At 67.8% G+C, this 16,002-nt stretch carries 18 protein-coding genes; 5 read left to right on the top strand and 13 right to left on the bottom strand.

Annotation, left to right across the window (positions count from 1 at the left end):
• Positions 1-73: 73 nt before the first annotated feature.
• From JKL49_RS19965 to JKL49_RS19955, 3 genes are all read right to left on the bottom strand, one after another.
• A complete protein-coding gene (locus JKL49_RS19965; protein ID WP_215343188.1) occupies positions 74-838 on the bottom strand; it encodes a DUF4908 domain-containing protein in 765 nt (254 codons plus the stop codon).
• Between the two features lie 101 nt (positions 839-939).
• Positions 940-1,665, bottom strand: coding sequence for an acetoacetyl-CoA reductase (gene phbB / locus JKL49_RS19960; RefSeq protein ID WP_215343187.1), 726 nt, complete (start codon positions 1,663-1,665; stop codon positions 940-942).
• A 62-nt stretch (positions 1,666-1,727) separates the two neighbouring features.
• Positions 1,728-2,903 carry an acetyl-CoA C-acetyltransferase gene (locus JKL49_RS19955; RefSeq protein ID WP_215343186.1) on the bottom strand — a complete coding sequence of 392 codons (1,176 nt, stop codon included), beginning with the start codon at positions 2,901-2,903 and terminating at the stop codon, positions 1,728-1,730.
• A gap of 177 nt (positions 2,904-3,080) precedes the next feature.
• Here JKL49_RS19955 and phaR point away from each other — a divergent pair, with 177 nt between their 5' ends.
• Complete coding sequence (gene phaR, locus JKL49_RS19950; protein ID WP_215343185.1) at positions 3,081-3,698, top strand: polyhydroxyalkanoate synthesis repressor PhaR; 618 nt, start codon at positions 3,081-3,083, stop codon at positions 3,696-3,698.
• A gap of 43 nt (positions 3,699-3,741) precedes the next feature.
• Entirely contained in the window at positions 3,742-4,074 is a 333-nt protein-coding gene (locus JKL49_RS19945; protein WP_215343184.1) for a hypothetical protein, read from the top strand.
• 120 nt (positions 4,075-4,194) lie between these two features.
• On the opposite strand, the gene JKL49_RS19940 is transcribed toward JKL49_RS19945, so the two are convergent.
• From JKL49_RS19940 to JKL49_RS19930, 3 genes are all read right to left on the bottom strand, one after another.
• The gene (locus JKL49_RS19940) at positions 4,195-4,503 is read right to left on the bottom strand and encodes a helix-turn-helix domain-containing protein (RefSeq protein ID WP_215343183.1); all 309 of its coding nucleotides are present in this window, start codon (positions 4,501-4,503) and stop codon (positions 4,195-4,197) included.
• Between the two features lie 142 nt (positions 4,504-4,645).
• On the bottom strand, positions 4,646-5,074 hold the full coding sequence (locus tag JKL49_RS19935) for a hypothetical protein (protein WP_215343182.1): 429 nt from the start codon (positions 5,072-5,074) through the stop codon (positions 4,646-4,648).
• Positions 5,075-5,170: 96 nt separating this feature from the next.
• Complete coding sequence (locus JKL49_RS19930) at positions 5,171-5,908, bottom strand: glycosyltransferase family 2 protein (RefSeq protein WP_215343181.1); 738 nt, start codon at positions 5,906-5,908, stop codon at positions 5,171-5,173.
• 55 nt (positions 5,909-5,963) lie between these two features.
• Here JKL49_RS19930 and JKL49_RS19925 point away from each other — a divergent pair, with 55 nt between their 5' ends.
• Positions 5,964-7,643: an ArnT family glycosyltransferase gene (locus JKL49_RS19925; protein ID WP_215343180.1), complete on the top strand. Its 1,680-nt coding sequence runs from the start codon at positions 5,964-5,966 to the stop codon at positions 7,641-7,643.
• On the top strand, positions 7,640-8,539 hold the full coding sequence (locus tag JKL49_RS19920) for a hydroxymethylglutaryl-CoA lyase (protein WP_215343179.1): 900 nt from the start codon (positions 7,640-7,642) through the stop codon (positions 8,537-8,539). Before JKL49_RS19925 ends, JKL49_RS19920 begins: the two co-directional genes overlap by 4 nt.
• Positions 8,540-8,665: 126 nt before the next feature.
• On the opposite strand, the gene JKL49_RS19915 is transcribed toward JKL49_RS19920, so the two are convergent.
• The 6 genes from JKL49_RS19915 to cysS are packed head-to-tail and all read right to left on the bottom strand — an operon-like array spanning position 8,666 to position 14,309.
• A complete protein-coding gene (locus tag JKL49_RS19915; protein WP_215343178.1) occupies positions 8,666-9,604 on the bottom strand; it encodes a glycosyltransferase family 2 protein in 939 nt (312 codons plus the stop codon).
• Positions 9,601-11,586, bottom strand: coding sequence for a threonine--tRNA ligase (thrS, locus tag JKL49_RS19910; RefSeq protein ID WP_215343177.1), 1,986 nt, complete (start codon positions 11,584-11,586; stop codon positions 9,601-9,603). Before thrS ends, JKL49_RS19915 begins: the two co-directional genes overlap by 4 nt.
• Positions 11,583-11,852: a membrane protein insertion efficiency factor YidD gene (gene yidD / locus JKL49_RS19905; RefSeq protein ID WP_215343176.1), complete on the bottom strand. Its 270-nt coding sequence runs from the start codon at positions 11,850-11,852 to the stop codon at positions 11,583-11,585. The genes thrS and yidD overlap by 4 nt, the downstream gene beginning before the upstream one ends.
• Positions 11,853-11,911: 59 nt before the next feature.
• On the bottom strand, positions 11,912-12,361 hold the full coding sequence (locus tag JKL49_RS19900; RefSeq protein ID WP_215343175.1) for an iron-sulfur cluster assembly scaffold protein: 450 nt from the start codon (positions 12,359-12,361) through the stop codon (positions 11,912-11,914).
• A complete protein-coding gene (locus JKL49_RS19895; protein WP_215906627.1) occupies positions 12,358-12,909 on the bottom strand; it encodes an SRPBCC domain-containing protein in 552 nt (183 codons plus the stop codon). The genes JKL49_RS19900 and JKL49_RS19895 overlap by 4 nt, the downstream gene beginning before the upstream one ends.
• Complete coding sequence (gene cysS / locus JKL49_RS19890) at positions 12,909-14,309, bottom strand: cysteine--tRNA ligase (protein ID WP_215343174.1); 1,401 nt, start codon at positions 14,307-14,309, stop codon at positions 12,909-12,911. The genes JKL49_RS19895 and cysS overlap by 1 nt, the downstream gene beginning before the upstream one ends.
• Before the next feature lie 177 nt (positions 14,310-14,486).
• On the opposite strand from cysS, the gene folE reads away from it, so the two are divergent.
• Positions 14,487-15,116, top strand: coding sequence for a GTP cyclohydrolase I FolE (gene folE, locus JKL49_RS19885; RefSeq protein ID WP_215343173.1), 630 nt, complete (start codon positions 14,487-14,489; stop codon positions 15,114-15,116).
• Here the strand turns inward: folE and JKL49_RS19880 are convergent.
• Positions 15,113-15,991: a DUF817 domain-containing protein gene (locus JKL49_RS19880; RefSeq protein ID WP_215343172.1), complete on the bottom strand. Its 879-nt coding sequence runs from the start codon at positions 15,989-15,991 to the stop codon at positions 15,113-15,115. The two genes, folE and JKL49_RS19880, sit on opposite strands and share 4 nt — an antisense overlap.
• Positions 15,992-16,002 lie beyond the last annotated feature (11 nt).

Here is a 16,002-nt window from a genome sequence, read left to right as displayed (position 1 = left end):
TTATGAAACAGGGGTTGGTCGGCGCCTGACGGCCTCTGAAGGGCCACCTCTTCCATCCGCCGCCGCCACCACGTCAGCGACCGCCGGCCGCCGCCATGATCCGGTCGGAGGAGGGGCGCCCGGCCAGCCCATCGTCGGGGGTGATGGTGATGCGCATGACCCCCTGCTGGACGCTGGCGCCGGGCTTGTGGCCCTCCACCAGCTTGACCTTGCTGAAGCGGGCGATGAGGGCCAGGCCGCCGGGCCGCTTGGACATGCGGATCACCGCCTCCGACGTCACCAGGGCGGCGTCGGCCACCAGGGCCGAGGAGGCCGGCGAGGCGTCGGCCTCGAAGGGGATCAGCCGCCGCGCCGCCCGGGTCGCCCGGGCGCTGGCCTGGGCCAGGCGCTCCAGCAGCTGCTGGGGGCCAAGGACCGGCAGCCGCAGGGCCGGACCGCCCCCGGCCAGGGCCGCGGCCGTGCCGCCGGGCCGGTCCGGCGTGAACAGGGTCAGGCCGCCCAGCCGGGTGGCGCGCAGCACCGGCTCGCCCAGGTCGTTCTTGTAGATGATGTCGCCGCGCGGGGCGGGCTGGGGCTTCAGCGCCCAGACCTCGGGGCTGTCCTGGAACTTCAGCAGCGGCCGGTTCTGGCTGCGGTCGAGGACGAAGACGTCGCCCTCCTGGCTGACATAGCGGGCGACGGGCGGGGACTGGCTACGCCCCGCCGCCGGGTGCTGTCCGAACAGGCTCTCCCGCAGATTGTCCGGCCCGGCCCAGGCCGGCGCAGCGAACAGCCCCGTCATGGCCAGGGCCATGACGAAGGCGAGCTTGCACGCAGGCGCCGGGGTTTCGCTTCTCATCAGGTAGGTGTGATGCTCGACGACTGGGGCGCTTTTTGGACGCCAATAGGCCTACGCTCAAGCTCCGAACGCCTTGATCGGTAAGGTGTGGCGCTGGCGCCCTACCCCGCCATGTACTGGCCGCCGTTCAGCGACAGGGTCGAGCCGGTGACGTAGCCCGCATGCTCGCCGGCCAGGAAGGCCACCATGTCGGCGATCTCCTCGCCCTTGCCGAGCCGGCCCACCGGGATCTGGCTGATGATCGAGGCCAGCACGTTCTCCGGCACAGCCTGCACCATCTCGGTGTCGATATAGCCGGGCGCGATGCAGTTGACGGTGACCCCCTTGCGGGCGTTCTCCAGGGCGAGCGCCTTGGTGAAGCCGATCACGCCGGCCTTGGCGGCGGAGTAGTTGGTCTGGCCCATCTGGCCCTTCTGACCGTTGATCGACGAGATGTTGATGATCCGGCCCCACTCGCGCTCGCGCATGCCCTCGATCACGTGGCGGGTCATGTTGAAGACGCTATCCATATTGACCCGGATGACCTCGGACCACTGCTCGGGCTTCATCTTGTGGAAGACCCCGTCGCGGGTGATGCCGGCGTTGTTGACCAGCACATCGATGGGGCCGAGCTCGGCCATCACCACGTTCACCGCCCGCTCGCAATCCTCGAAGTTGCCGACATTGCCCTTCACCACCATGACGCCCAACTCCTTGGCGCAGGCGGCGGCGGCTTCCTCATTGCCGGAGTAGCCGGCCGCGACGCTCATGCCGTCGGCCTTCAGGCGTTCACAGATCGCCCGGCCGATGCCACGGGTCCCGCCCGTGACGAATGCGACTCTCGCCATTCCCGTCTCTCCCTAAAACCCGTTCCCGCGCCGGTTGCTCCGACGCTGACTCTACTGCGCGGCTAGACTTGCTCGACGCACATCGCCACGCCCATCCCGCCGCCGACGCACAGTGTCGCCAGGCCCTTCTTGGCTCCGGAACGCTTCATCTCGTGCAGCAGGGTGGTCAGGATGCGGGCGCCCGAGGCGCCGATCGGATGGCCGATGGCGATGGCGCCGCCGTTGACGTTGACCTTGGCCGGGTCGAGGCCGAGGTCGCGGACCACGCAGATCGACTGGGCGGCGAAGGCCTCGTTGGACTCGATGAGGTCGAGGTCGCCCACCGACCAGCCGGCCTTTTCCAGGGCCTTGCGGCTGGCGGGGATCGGGCCGGTGCCCATGATCTCCGGATCGACGCCCGCCGAGGCCCAGGAGGCGATACGGGCCAAGGGCTTGAGGCCGCGCTTCTTGGCTTCGTCGGCGCTCATCAGCACCAGGGCCGCGGCGCCGTCATTGAGGCCAGAGGCGTTGGCGGCGGTCACAGAGCCTTCCTTGTTGAAGGCCGGGCGCAGCCCCGCGACGCTTTCCAGGGTGGCGCCGTGGCGGATGTATTCGTCCTGGTCGACGATGGTGTCGCCCTTGCGGCCCTTGATGGTGACCGGCGCGATCTCGCCCACGAACTTGCCGGCCTTCTGGGCGGCTTCGGCCTTGTTCTGGCTGGCGACGGCGAACTCGTCCTGCTCGCCCCGGGTGATCTGCCAGCGCGAGGCGATGTTCTCGGCGGTCTGGCCCATGTGGTAGCCGTGGAAGGCGTCCAGCAGGCCGTCCTTGATCATGGTGTCGACGAAGGTGGTGTCGCCCATCTTGGTGCCGTTGCGCAGCTGCGAGGCGTGGGGCGACTGGCTCATGCTCTCCTGGCCGCCGGCGATGACGATGCCGGCCGAGCCGTCGGCGATCTGCTGGGCGCCCAGCGCCACCGCCCGCAGGCCCGAACCGCACAGCTGGTTGAGGCTCCAGGCCGGGCTTTCCTGCGGGATCCCGGCGTTGATGGAGGCCTGGCGGGCGGGGCCTTGGCCGGCGCCGGCCTGCAGCACCTGGCCCATGATCACCTCCTCCACGTCGGCGGCGGTGATGCCCGCGCGCTCGATGGCGGCCTGGATGGCGATCTTGCCCAGTTCGTGCGCCGGAAGGGCGGCGAGCGCCCCATTGAACGATCCGACCGGGGTGCGGGCGGCCGAAACGATGACGACGTCGGTCATGGCGGGCTCCTTCAAGCTCTTGAGCGCCTATCTATCGAGAACCGCTGATGAATGAGCAAGGGGGTGAAATCGTTCGCCTGCGACCGGAGCGCGCTTTGCGAACGCGCTCGCATCCGCGATACTGCGCCGCAAGATAGGAGCGCGCCTCGGGGGTCGCGCTCAAAAAAAGGATCTGGGATGGCGGACGCTCAGGGCAATACCGGCAAGTCGAACGAAGACCGCGTGGTCATCAAGAAGTACGCGAACCGGCGGCTCTACAACACCGCGTCGAGTTCATACGTGACGCTCGAACACCTGTCCGACATGGTCAAGCAGGGCGTCCACTTCGTGGTCTATGACGCAAAGTCCAACGAGGACATCACCCGATCGGTCCTGACCCAGATCATCGTCGAGGAAGAAGGGCGCGAGGGACAGAACCTCTTGCCCATCCAGTTCCTGCGCCAGCTCATCGGGTTTTACGGCAACTCCATGCAGGCCTTCCTGCCCTCCTATCTGGAGCTGTCCCTGTCGACCTTCGCCGAGCAGCAGGAGCGCATGCGCACCCAGTTCTCGACGCTCGGCCACGGCGCCGGCATCGGCGTCTATGACGACCAGATCCGCCAGAACCTGGCCCTGTTCGACCGAGCCATGAAGATGTTCTCGCCCTTCGCCTACACCCGTACGGAAGAGCCGATGGCGGCGGGCCGCGCGCCGGAGCCCGCGCCGGCGCCGGCCGCCGATCCAGCCCTGGACGAGATGAAGCGGCGGATGGAAGAGATGCAGGCCCAGATCGAGAAGCTGATCTCGAAAACCTGAAGCCTCAGTTTTTTAACGAAGGCGGAGTCAGGATCACCTTGTCATGACCTCGCCCATCGATCCCCTTCGCAGAGCCGCCCAGGCGCGCCGGACCTACCGGGCCCGGGTGAATGAGAGCGAAGAGCTGCACGACACCGACGACCGCAGCGTCCCGGCGGTCATTGCGGGCGAGCCTGCCCGCCCGGCTCCGAATCACTCGGCCGAGGGCGCCAGCATGTTCAGCGCCCAGCTGATGGGTCAGGACGGCCAGAAGCGCGGCCTGCGCGGCGGGCCCGAGACGCTCGGGGCGGCAAGAAGCGTCTATGGGGCCACCGAATGGTCCGGCAAGGCTGACCGCCGCGCCCGCAAGGGCTCCATCGGCAAGACCGAAATCTAGTCTCCGCTCATCCCGGCGAAAGCCGGGACCCAGGTCTTAGGTCACGACCTGAACCAAGAATCCCGAACACGGCGGATGTATCTGGATCCCGGCCTTCGCCGGGACGAGCGGGTAATGTGTCTAGCGTTTAAGCCGCGCGAGCTCCGCCTCCAGCGCCGCCACCCTCCGTTCCAGCGCCGAGATCCGCGCGTCTGGCCCGGCTCCGGGGACGGGCGTGGACACGCCGGCCTGCTTGGCGATCTCCGCCGGGACGGTGCCCAGCAACTCCGCGAAGGCCGCCACCTCGGCCTCCGACAGCTCCCGCTGATCCTTGAACACCAGGGTCAGGTCGGCCTCGCTCATACCGGCGGCGGCGGCCATCACGCGCCGTGAAAGCCCGCGCTCGGCCAGTTGGGCGTCGAACCAGGCGGTGTCGAAGAAGAGCGCCATCAGGCGCACGCGCTCTGGCGCCGGTCTTGCTTGACCCCCCGGGAAACCATCCCGCAGGGGCGCCCCATGTTCGCTATCATCCGCATCTTCGACGTCGCCGTGGTCGCCCTGATCTTCACGGCCCTCACCTAGCGGAGAGTCTTCAGACCCCGTCGGGGTTGAAGTCCACGTCGCGGCGCGCCGAGACGATGGTGACGATGAAGCCGGCCAGCACGTCGAGCAGCACCATGATCGTCAGCAGGAAGAAGGTGGAGGTCGCGAAGGCTGGCGCCAGCAGGAACTCCACCAGGCAGATGATGAACAGGATCATCGACAGCGAGTGATTGACGATGGCGACCCGCCGGCTGGTGGTCGACTTAAGCAGTTCGATGAACAGCACCACCAGGGCGGCGGCCAGCAGCAGGTCCCCCAGGCTGACCGGCCAGGCGGCCTTCGAGGTCATCTGGATGACGAACAGTTGCTCACTCATCCGCGTCGAGGCGTCGAAGGCCGAGAAGCCCCCGGTCAGGGTGAGCGCGAGCAGATTGTAGACCAGCACCGGCAGGGCCAGCAGCGGAAACGCGGCGAACATCGCGAAAGCCCCCTCACGCGGCCGGCAAACCCGGCGACCTCTAAGCGTTAACCGCTTTGTCGCGGGCCGCAAAGGCGGTTCACCGAGCGGGGTCGGCTAGACCTCGTCTGCGCCGCCAGGGTTGCGGGCGCGTGTCTGGAGCCACATCACCCCCAGCAGGTCCGAGACCGAGGCCATCAGCCGGCCGAAATTGGTGTATTTCGACGCGCCGGTCTGGCGGTGGCGATGGTTCACCGGCGCGAAATCCACCTGGTAGCCCTCGCGGATCATCAGGGCCGGGATGTAGCGGTGGATGTGATCGAAATAGGGAAGCCGCAGGAAGGCCTCGCGGCGGAAGGCCTTCAGACCACATCCGGTGTCGTTGGCGGTGTCCCTCAGCAGACGTTTGCGTACGCCGTTGCCGAACTTCGACGCGATCTTCTTGGCCTGACTGTCCTGGCGTTTCACCCGCTCCCCGCCGACCAGGGCCAGGGTCGAGGGGCCGGCCAGCAGCGCGTCCACCAGCTTGGGGCCGTCGGCCGGGTCGTTCTGGCCGTCGCCGTCGAGGGTGACGATGATGTCGCCGCGGGCGGCCAGGATGCCGGTGCGGATGGCGCGGCTCTGGCCGGAGTTGGAGCGGTGGGTCAGGACGCGGAGCTGCGGGATCTGCAACTTCAGCGCAGTCAGGGCGGCGACCGTGCCATCCCGCGAGCGGTCGTCGACGAAGACCATCTCGTAGTTTCGGCCTGCGAAGGCGGCGGCGATTTCCCGCGCCAGGTCGGGCGCGGCGCCCTCCTCGTCGAAGACGGGAACCACCACGGAGATGTCGGGCCCTGAGGCTGCGGAACTGGCCATGTCCTCTCCTTACCGGAAAAGTCGGCGCCTGGAAGGATCGTGCTATCAAGCGATCATGACTCTGGACGGCTTTATCGAACGCTGGAGCCGGGGCTGGCGTGGGCCGGCCCTGGCCGCCCTGATCGCCTTCCTGGCGGGTTTGCCCGGCGTCTTCGCCGTGCCGCCGCTGGATCGCGACGAATCACGCTTCGCCCAGGCCACGGCCCAGATGCTGGAGACCGGCGACTTCGTGGTGATCCGCTTCCAGGATGAGCCCCGCTTCAAGAAGCCGGTGGGCATCTACTGGCTGCAGGCCGGATCGGTGGCCCTGCTGTCGGAGGCCGAGGCGCGGGACATCTGGGCCTATCGGATCCCCTCCCTGCTGGGCGCCATGCTGGCGGCGGCGGCCTGCGCCTGGGGGGCGGCGGCCTTCTTCGGCGGACCTGTCGGCCTGCTGGCCGGCGCGACGCTGGCCTCGACCTTCCTGCTCTCGTCGGAGGCCTTCATCGCCAAGACCGACGCGGTGCTGTGCGGGACAACGACGCTCGCCGTCGCGGCCTTCGCCCGGCTGTACGCGTCGAGCCGAGGCGAGGTCCACGCCGGACGGCTGACCCGGCTGCTATTCTGGGCGGGGCTTTCGGCCGCCGTGCTGGTGAAGGGCCCCGTGGGCCTGATGGTCGTCGCGCTCACCGCCATCACCCTGTGGATCTGGGACCGCAAGGCGCCCTGGATCAAGGACATGGGCTGGAGCTGGGGCCTGATCCTGTTCGCCGCCGTTGTCGGGCCCTGGGCCTGGGCGGTGACCGTGGCCACCGACGGCGGGTTCTGGAGCGCCGCCCTGGTGGGCGATCTCGCCCCCAAGCTGGCCGGCGGCCAGGAGAGCCACGGGGCCTTCCCCGGCTATCATACGCTGGCCACGCCGCTGCTGTTCTTCCCGGCCACCCTGCTGCTGCCCGCGGCCCTGACCCATGGCTGGCGCCATCGCGCTGAGCCCGGGGTGCGGTTCGCCCTGGCCTGGCTGATCCCGGCCTTCCTGGTCTTCGAACTGACCCCCACCAAGCTGGTCCACTACACCCTGCCCACCTACGGGGCCTTGGCCTGGCTAGCGGCGGCGGCCTTGCGCGAGCCGTTGGGCGCCCGGGTCCGCTGGATCGGCGCGGGCCTCTCGGCCTTCGTCGGCGCCCTGCTGGCCGGTGGGGTCGGCTATCTGATGAGCCAGTATGGCGACGCCTCCGACATCCCCGCCGCGCTGACGGCGGGCGCTCTGCTGGCGACGGCAGGCCTTGCAGGCGGCTATATGCTGATGAAGGGCCGGGCCGCGACGGCGCTCGTCACGGCCGGCGCCCTGGGAATTCTTGGCCACACGGCCCTCGTCGCCGGCCTCGCGCCACGACTGGAGCCGCTTTGGCTGTCGCAACGCACGGAGCACGCCTTGGCCCAGGCTAGACTGCTGCCCCGCCAGGGGATTGCGCCGGCCCCCGTGGCCGTGGCCGGCTACGCCGAGCCCAGCCTGGTATTCGCACTGGGCACCCCCACCGACCTGGGCGGCCCAGACCAGGCGGCAGAGGCCCTGGCCGACAACCGGCCCGCAGTCGTGGAAAGCCGCGAGCAGAAGGCCTTCGACGCCGCCATCAAGGCGCGCGGCCTGAAACCGCGCCAGATCGGCGAGATCACCGGCCTGGACTATTCCAACGGCGACGACACCACCCTGCGCATCTACGCCCCGCCGCCGCAGCTTCCGGAGCCCGCGCCATGAGCCGATTCATCGAGATCGTCGAGGTCGGCCCCCGCGACGGCCTGCAGAACGAAAAGGCCCTGCTGGACGTCGATCAGAAGCTGACCTTCATCAGCCGCCTGGAGGCCGCCGGCGCCAAGCGGATGGAGACCGTCTCCTTCGTCAATCCCAAGCGCGTGCCGCAGATGGCCGGCGCCGAGGAGGTGATGGAGGGCCTGCCCACCGCCGCCGGGCGCTCGCGCATCGGCCTGGTGCTGAACATGAAGGGCTGGGAGCGGGCGGTCGCGGCCCGGTGCGACGAGGCCAATGTGGTGGTCTGCGCCACCGACGGCTTCGGCATCCGCAATCAGGGCGCCAACACCGCCGAGCAGATGGCCGCCCTGGCCGCCATCGCCGCCCGCCGCGACGCGCAGGGTGGGCCGCCGATCAGCGCCACCTTCTCCGTGGCCTTCGGCTGCCCCTTCGACGGGGAAGTGTCGCAGGACCAGGTGGTGGCGCTGGCCCGCGAGGCGGCCAGCCTGAATATCGCGGAGATCGCCCTCGCCGACACCATCGGCGTGGCTGACCCCTGGACCGTGCGCGCCCGGGTCGAGGCGGTGAAGGCGGCGATCGGCGATAAGAAGCTGCGGCTGCACTTCCACGATACCCGCAACACCGGCCTGGCCAACGCCTATGCCGGCGTGGAGGCGGGCGTCGACATCCTGGACGCCAGCTGCGGCGGGCTGGGCGGCTGCCCCTTCGCGCCCGACGCCACGGGCAACATCGGCACCGAGGACCTGGTCTACATGCTGGAGCGGGCCGGTTTCAGCACGGGCTACGACCTGCCGGGCCTGATCAGCACGGCCAAGTGGGTGTCGGATCTGCTGGGAAAACCGCCGACCTCGTCGGTGGCGCGGTCGGGGCTGTTCCCCGCCTGACCTTAAACCGCTCACCCCGCCGAAGGCCGGGGCCCAGGTCATAGGTCACAGCCTGAGTCAGGAATCCGGAATGCGGTGGATGTACCTCGGTCCCGGCCTTCGCCGGGATGAGCGAAGAATTGCGCTCTAGGTCGCTCTACCCCGGACGCGCCACATGACGGGGCGCGCGACGGCGGTGCAGACGATGATCGGCGAGAGCATCCAGGCCAGCAGGGTCTCGGAGATGCTCTCCGCCCGCTTGCGGAAGTAGCGCGCCAGGCCGACGCCCTTATGGAACTCCACCTTGATGGGGCTGGCATGGCTGGTGTGGCCGAGATGGACGACCTCGGCCTTGGGCTGGAAGAGCACGATGCCGCCGGCGCGGCGCACACGCCAGCACAGGTCCACGTCCTCGACGTGCAGGAAATAGCCTTCGTCGAAGCCCTGGACGGCGTCGAAGTCCTCGCGGCGCATGGCGAAGCAGGCGCCGGAGATGGTGGGGATGGCGGCCACACAGTCAGGAGCGGCGTCGTTTTCCCAATGCACCTCGAAGCGGCTCCAGGCCGGGACGTGCTTGGCCAGGTGGCTGAGGCTCATCAGGGCGCTGATGGGGGTGATATCGCCCCGGCGTGCGCCGCGCTGCTCGGTGCGGTCGGTGTTCAGCACCCGGCCGCCGACGATGCAGGGCACCGGGCGGCCCTCGATGGCGCGGACCAGCTCGGTGACGCAGCCCGGCTGCAGGAAGGCGTCGGGATTGAGGAAGACGATGACGTCGCCGCTGGCGGCCTTGGCGCCGAGATTCGCGCCGCGCGCGAATCCGACATTGCCCTGGCCGTTGATCAGCACCACCCGGCGGTCACAATCGGCCACTCCAGCGAGCCGCGCCGCCTCCATGCGGGTCGAGCCGTTGTCGACGATGACGAACTCATCGACCGCCGAATCGGCCAGCACGCAGGCGACGCTTTCCTCAAGCGCAGCACCGGTCATGAACACGACCATCACCACCGACACCTTGCGGCGCGGCCTTACGAAATCAGGCGTTGGCGCGGGTTCGTAGGCGACGATCGGTGCGGCGATGCCGTTCATCCAGCCTCCCTGGCCCCGACCGGTTCACGAGGGGAAACGGACGCCGCCCCCGTGGTGGAGCGGGCAACATCGGGCGCTAAGGCTTCCAAGGCAAGAGTCTTCGCGGCTTGAGCGAGCGAAAGGATTTCCTGCCCGTCCGATCCGAACCGCCGCAACGCCACCTTGCCCTCCTCGGCTTCCCGCCGGCCGACCACGGCGATGACCGGGGCCTTGGCCAGACTGTGCTCACGAATCTTGTAGTTGATCTTCTCGTTGCGCAGATCGGTCTCAACCCGCAGCCCCGCCGCGCGAAGCTCCTGAGCCACCGCCAAGGCGTAATCATCCGCGTCGGACGTAATTGTGGCGACCACCACCTGGGTGGGCGCGAGCCACAGCGGGAAAGCCCCGGCGTGGTTCTCGATCAGGATACCCAGGAACCGTTCCACGGCCCCGAACACCGCCCGGTGCAGGACCACAGGCCGCTGCTTGGAACCGTCCTCGGCCGTATATTCCGCGTCCAGACGCTCAGGCAGCACGAAGTCCAGCTGCAGGGTGCCGCACTGCCAGGTCCGGCCGATGGCGTCGCGCAGGTGGAACTCGAGCTTCGGGCCATAGAAGGCGCCCTCGCCGGGCATCCGCTCGATCTCGATGTTCACCGCCTGGCGGGCGGCGCGGTCAAGCTTGTCCTCGGCGATGTCCCAGACCTCGTCGGAACCGGCCCGCAGGTCGGGGCGCAGGGCCAGCTTGACGCTGTCGAGATGGACGCCGAAGTCGGAATAGACCGAGTTCAGCAGGCGGACAAACTTCGTCGTCTCCTCCTCGATCTGATCCTCGCGGCAGAAGATGTGGGCGTCGTCCTGGGTGAAGGCGCGCAGGCGCATGATGCCGTGCAGGGCGCCCGACGGCTCATACCGATGGCAGGCCCCGAACTCGGCCAGGCGCAGGGGCAGGTCCCGATAGCTCTTTTGCCCGATGTTGAAGATCTGGATGTGTCCCGGACAGTTCATCGGTTTAACGGCCAGCTCTTCGCCTTCCGTCGTTTCGCAGACGAACATGTTGGCGCCGAACTTCTCCCAGTGGCCCGAGCGCTCCCAGAGCCCCCGGTCCATGATCTGGGGCGTCTTGACCTCCTGGTAGCCGTCGCTCTCGAGACGGCGGCGGATGTAGTTCTCCACGATGCGGAACAGGGTCCAGCCCTTGGGGTGCCAGAAGATCATGCCCTTGGCCTCTTCCTGCAGGTGGAAGAGGTCCATGGCCCGGCCGATCTTGCGGTGGTCGCGCTTCTCGGCCTCCTCGATGCGCGTGAGGTAGGCCTCAAGGTCGGCCTCGCTGGCCCAGGCGGTGCCGTAGATGCGCTGCAGCTGGGCGTTGCGGTGGTCGCCGCGCCAATAGGCGCCGGCCAGCTTGGTCAGCTTGAAGGCCTTGCCGACATGCTTCGTCGACGGCAGGTGAGGACCCAGGCACAGGTCCTTCCAGGCGCCCTGGCGATAGACGCTGATTTCCTCGGTCTCGGGCAGGTCGGAGATGATCTCGGCCTTGTAGGCCTCGCCGATCGCCGTGAAATGGGCGATGGCCTCGTCGCGGCTCCAGACCTCGCGCGTGATCGGCTCGTCGCGGTCGACGATCTCCTTCATGCGCTTCTCGATGGTGGCCAGGTCGTCCAGGCTGAAGGGCGTGTCGCGGGCGAAGTCGTAGTAGAAGCCGTCCTCGATGGCCGGGCCGATGGTCACCTGCGTGCCAGGGAACAGTTCCTGCACCGCCTCGGCCATCACGTGGCTGGCGTCATGGCGGATGGTGTCGAGGGCCTCGGGCGCGTCGCGCGTCAGGATCTCGAACACACCGCCCGAGGGCAGGGGGCGGTCCAGGTCATAGAGCTTGCCGTCCAGCTTGATGAGGACGGCGCGCTTCTCCAGGGACTTGGCGATGGAGGCGGCGACGGAACGGCCCGTGGCGCCGTCTTCGTACTGGCGCTGGGAGCCGTCGGGGAAAATCAGGTCGATCATGTTTCACACGTCCATTTCCGGGCGGAGCCCTCGGGCGTCCCGCGCGGCGGGGGCGGCGGGTCATAGCCCGAACCGCCCAGAGGATGACAGCGGCACAACCGCCGGGCCGCGAGCCAGGAGCCGCGCCAGGGGCCATGCCCGATCAGGACCTCCGCCGCATATTCCGAACAGGTCGGAAGAAACCGGCATTGGCGCCCGATCAGAGGCGAGAGCGTCAGCTTGTAGGCGCGAAGGGCGCCTCTGACGCAGGTTTGATAAAAGGTCATGCCGGGACGCAGACGCCTTGCAAGTCAGCCGCAGCGATTACGCCGACGGTTGATGGCGATCAAGCTATGCCGGCGCGGCTAGTTCGGGTGCTCGCCTGCCGGACAGCATCGGTCGCGGCCTCGAACGCCAGCAGCGTCGAGGTGTGGCGGGCCGGGTAATCCTTCACGGGCGCGAGCATCTCTAGGTCCGAAAAACGTCCAACAGGCGCAGCTGCGCCGTCCTTCAGCATAGCACGGAACTGATCGCGGGCCATCTCGATCTCCGCGAGCGTCGCCCCCAGCACGTGGGCGCCCAGCACCGCGGCCGAGGCCTGGCCGAGCGCGCAGGCCTTCACGTCCTGAGCGAACTGGCCGACGCGGTCGCCGTCCATGACCACGTCGATGGTCACCCGGCTGCCGCAGAGCTTGGAAATCTTCTCCGACGAACCCTCTGGATCCGGCAGCCGTCCGCTGTGCGGCAGGTTGGCCGCGAGCTTCAGGAGCTTGGTCGAATAGAGCTCGTCGATCATGAGCTTGATGTAGGGCTTCGGCTCTCGGCGCGCCACTTGGCCTCGGCGCGGACCTTGAGCGCCTCGCCCATGGCCTCGAAGCCGCGGTACATCTTGCGGCCCATGCGCCGGGCGACGTAGCGGCCCATCAGCCCGCCCAGGATCTCGCCGTTGGAGAAGATGCAGCTTTCCTCCGCCAGCTCGTCGATCTCCAGATAGCGGACGGTGCGGACGAATCCGGCCGCCAGGGTCAGCTTCCAGTGCAGCAGGCTGTCAGGCGTCCAGTCGGTGACCACCGGGCGAATGGTCTCCGGCGCCTCGTCGGGAAGCTGCAGCGTCAGCGTCAGGGGCTTGCCGATGGACAGCGGTCCCACGGCCTTGGGATACAGCGGGTTCCACTGCGACCAGGCCTCAAGGTCGGCGATGACCGCCCAGACCACCCGGGCCGGGGCCTGGACACCGACACGGTATTCGATCTTCTCACCGCCTGGTCCGCCGCCGCCGCCCGCCTTCTTGAAGGTCAGGCCCGCCGCGGTGGTGAAGGTCTTGGGTTGGTTGATCCCCGGCATCAGCTCTGTTCCTTTATCCGCCAGGTCGCCCCCGTCGGATTGTCCATCACTTCGATATTCAACGCGGTCAACTCGCCCCGGATGCGGTCGGCGGCGGCCCAATCCTTGGCCGTGCGCGCGGCGACCCGGTCGGCGATCAGGGCGTCGACCTTCTCACGCAGCTCGTCGCTGACGCCAGCCTGGAACCAGTATTCCGGATCGGCGAACAGGAAGCCCATCAGATTGGCCGAGGCCAGCAGCTCGCCCTTGGCATAGGCGCGGTCCTCGCCGCGGGCGGTCTCCAGAGCCGTGGCCATGGCGAACAGCTCGGCCATGGCGGCCGGCGTGTTGAGGTCATCCTCGAGGGCTTCCATGAAGGCCACCGACGGGCCCGTGGCCTGCGCCTTCACCTCGCTAGAGCGCCGCAGGGCGCCGTAGAGCCGGTCGAGCGCCTTCTTCGACTGCTCGATCAGGTCGTTGGTCCAGTCCAGCGGCGCGCGGTACTGGCCCACCAGCAGGGCCCAGCGCAGGGCTTCGCCCGGCGCCTGCGCGATGAGTTCGTGCACCAGGGCGACGTTGCCGACGCTCTTGGACATCTTCTCGTCGCCCATGTTCAGGAAGCCGTTGTGCATCCAGTAGCGGGCATATTCGGTGTCCTTGCCAGCGCCATGCTCATGGCCGGCGCAGAGACCCTGGGCCATCTCGTTCTCATGGTGCGGGAACAGCAGGTCGATACCGCCGCCGTGGATGTCGATGGGCAGGCCGAGCGCCTGTTCGATCATGGCCGAGCACTCGATATGCCAGCCGGGGCGGCCGGGACCCCAGGGGCTCTCCCAGACGGGCTCGTTGTCCTTGGACGGCTTCCACAGCACGAAGTCGGCGGGATGCTGCTTGTAGGGGGCCACGTCGACGCGGGCGCCGGCGATCATGTCCTCCATCGGGTGGCCCGACAGCTTGCCGTAGTCGGCATAGGACTGGGTGTTGAAGAGCACGTGGCCCTCGGCGGCGTAGGCGGCCTTGTTGGCCACCAGGCGGCCGATCATGGCGATGATGGCGTCCATGGTCTGGGTGGCGCGCGGCTGGTGGGTGGGGCGCAGGGCGCCCAGCACCGACATGTCGGCGTTGTAGATCTCAAGATAGCGGTCGGTGATGACCGAGATGTCGACGCCCTCTTCAGCCGCCTTCTTGTTGATCTTGTCGTCCACGTCGGTGACGTTGGCCGCATAGATCACCGCGTCGGCGCCATAGGTGTGGCGCAGCAGGCGGAACAGAACATCGAAGGCCACGACGGGCCGCGCATTGCCGATATGGGCGTAATTATAGACCGTCGGACCGCACACATACATCGTCACCCGCTTCGGATCGCGGGGCGTGAAGGGCCGCTTTGTGCGGGCCATGGTGTCGTAAAGGTTCAAAGTCATAAGGTCTGACGCTGCGTAACAGTTGCCGGGAAAGGCTTGCGCCCCATATACAGACGGGGCGTCAGGGAAGCCACGGTCTCGCAACCGGAAAGCTTCGCCTTACGTATAAGGGTGGCCACGCGTCTTTCCGGGACCTTCGTCCCGGCGCAACTCAGCCCTGGAAAGAACCGATCTCACATGGACGCTGTTACTCGCGACCGAACCCTCGTCGGAACTCCCGGCGTTGATCTTGAAGCCGTGAAACGCCCGACGCGCGAAGAGGCGATGGAGGCTGTCCGCACCCTCATCGCCTGGGCCGGCGACGACCCGCGGCGCGAAGGCGTGATCGACACTCCCAAGCGGGTGGTGGACGCCTATGGCGAATGGTTCGAAGGCTACGGCCTCGATCCGGCCAAGGAACTCTCCCGCACCTTCGAAGACGTGCAGGGCTATGACGACATCGTCATGCTGCGCGAGATCGAGGTGGAGAGCCACTGCGAGCACCACATGGCGCCGTTCCTGGGCAAGGCCTACGTGGCCTATATGCCTACCAATCGCGTCGTCGGCATCTCCAAGCTGGCCAAGGTGGTCGAAATCTTCGCCCGCCGGCTGCAGACTCAAGAGACCATGACCCAGCAGATCGCCGACGCCATCACCGACAGCCTGCGCCCCGCCGGCGTCGCCGTCCTGATCGACGCCGCCCACCAGTGCATGACCACCCGGGGCGTGCACCACCGGCACGTCACGACGATCACCACCCAGTTCACCGGCGTCTTCAAGACCGATCCGACCCTGCGTCAGCGGTTCCTGGACTTCGTCAACCGCTAGTCCAACAGGGTCTCCCGCGGCTCATCGCTCTCCACCGGCCGCGGCCGGTGGACGAGGGTGACCAAGACAAAGCTCAGCATCATCAGCAGATACCACGACCCCAGTTTCGCCAGGCCGACGGGGCGCCATTGCGCGGCCTGCTGCGGATAGGTCCAGGTCGCGGTGAAGGTGCCGATGTTCTCGGCGAACCAGATGAAGACCGCCACCAGGAAGAAGCCCAGCAGCATGGGCATGGACCGCGGCTTCAGGTCCGGGGTGAACTGGAAGCTTCTTCCGCCGAACAGCACCACCGACAGGACGAACAGGCCCCAGCGGATATCCACCGTATAGTGGTGGGTGAAGAAGTTGGCGTAGCTCAGGATCGCCAGCAGCCACGGCCCCCACAGCGGTGGGTAGTTCCGGAACCGGATCTCGAACAGCCGCCAGGCGCGGGCGATGTAGCTGCCGATGGCGGCGTACATGAAGCCCGAGAACAGCGGCACGCCCGCAATCCGCAGGACGGATGGCTCGAGATAGATCCACGAGCCATGGCTGGTCTTGAAGATCTCCATGATCGTGCCGACCACGTGGAACACCGCGATCACCACGGCCTCGTCCCAGCGTTCCAGCTTGGTCGCCAGCAGCAGGACCTGCAGGGCGACCGCCGCGACCACCAGGAAATCGTAGCGGGACAGGGCCGCGTCGGCCGGCCACCAGAAATGGCTGCCAATCAGCAGAGCCACCATCGCGCCCCCATAGAGGCAGGCCCAGGCCTGCTTCAGCCCGAACAGCAGGAACTCGTAGGCGAAGGCGTTGAGCCTTGAGCGGGCCGCCCAGGGACGGACGGCCAGGTCCATCGCGGCCACCCGGCCCTTGATCCAGTCCTTCAGACTCATGCGGCGAAGCT

Source organism: Phenylobacterium glaciei, from assembly GCF_016772415.1.
Lineage (GTDB): Bacteria > Pseudomonadota > Alphaproteobacteria > Caulobacterales > Caulobacteraceae > Phenylobacterium > Phenylobacterium glaciei.
This window is presented reverse-complemented; position numbering and strand designations above follow the sequence as displayed.

Bases quoted from the DNA above. Each gene is read 5' to 3' on its own strand.
- JKL49_RS19965 (WP_215343188.1), bottom strand. From the start codon at position 838: ATGAGAAGCGAAACCCCGGCGCCTGCGTGCAAGCTCGCCTTCGTCATG.
- phbB (WP_215343187.1), bottom strand. From the start codon at position 1,665: ATGGCGAGAGTCGCATTCGTCACGGGCGGGACCCGTGGCATCGGCCGG.
- JKL49_RS19955 (WP_215343186.1), bottom strand. From the start codon at position 2,903: ATGACCGACGTCGTCATCGTTTCGGCCGCCCGCACCCCGGTCGGATCG.
- phaR (WP_215343185.1), top strand. From the start codon at position 3,081: ATGGCGGACGCTCAGGGCAATACCGGCAAGTCGAACGAAGACCGCGTG.
- JKL49_RS19945 (WP_215343184.1), top strand. From the start codon at position 3,742: ATGACCTCGCCCATCGATCCCCTTCGCAGAGCCGCCCAGGCGCGCCGG.
- JKL49_RS19940 (WP_215343183.1), bottom strand. From the start codon at position 4,503: ATGGCGCTCTTCTTCGACACCGCCTGGTTCGACGCCCAACTGGCCGAG.
- JKL49_RS19935 (WP_215343182.1), bottom strand. From the start codon at position 5,074: ATGTTCGCCGCGTTTCCGCTGCTGGCCCTGCCGGTGCTGGTCTACAAT.
- JKL49_RS19930 (WP_215343181.1), bottom strand. From the start codon at position 5,908: ATGGCCAGTTCCGCAGCCTCAGGGCCCGACATCTCCGTGGTGGTTCCC.
- JKL49_RS19925 (WP_215343180.1), top strand. From the start codon at position 5,964: ATGACTCTGGACGGCTTTATCGAACGCTGGAGCCGGGGCTGGCGTGGG.
- JKL49_RS19920 (WP_215343179.1), top strand. From the start codon at position 7,640: ATGAGCCGATTCATCGAGATCGTCGAGGTCGGCCCCCGCGACGGCCTG.
- JKL49_RS19915 (WP_215343178.1), bottom strand. From the start codon at position 9,604: ATGAACGGCATCGCCGCACCGATCGTCGCCTACGAACCCGCGCCAACG.
- thrS (WP_215343177.1), bottom strand. From the start codon at position 11,586: ATGATCGACCTGATTTTCCCCGACGGCTCCCAGCGCCAGTACGAAGAC.
- yidD (WP_215343176.1), bottom strand. From the start codon at position 11,852: ATGACCTTTTATCAAACCTGCGTCAGAGGCGCCCTTCGCGCCTACAAG.
- JKL49_RS19900 (WP_215343175.1), bottom strand. From the start codon at position 12,361: ATGATCGACGAGCTCTATTCGACCAAGCTCCTGAAGCTCGCGGCCAAC.
- JKL49_RS19895 (WP_215906627.1), bottom strand. From the start codon at position 12,909: ATGCCGGGGATCAACCAACCCAAGACCTTCACCACCGCGGCGGGCCTG.
- cysS (WP_215343174.1), bottom strand. From the start codon at position 14,309: ATGACTTTGAACCTTTACGACACCATGGCCCGCACAAAGCGGCCCTTC.
- folE (WP_215343173.1), top strand. From the start codon at position 14,487: ATGGACGCTGTTACTCGCGACCGAACCCTCGTCGGAACTCCCGGCGTT.
- JKL49_RS19880 (WP_215343172.1), bottom strand. From the start codon at position 15,991: ATGAGTCTGAAGGACTGGATCAAGGGCCGGGTGGCCGCGATGGACCTG.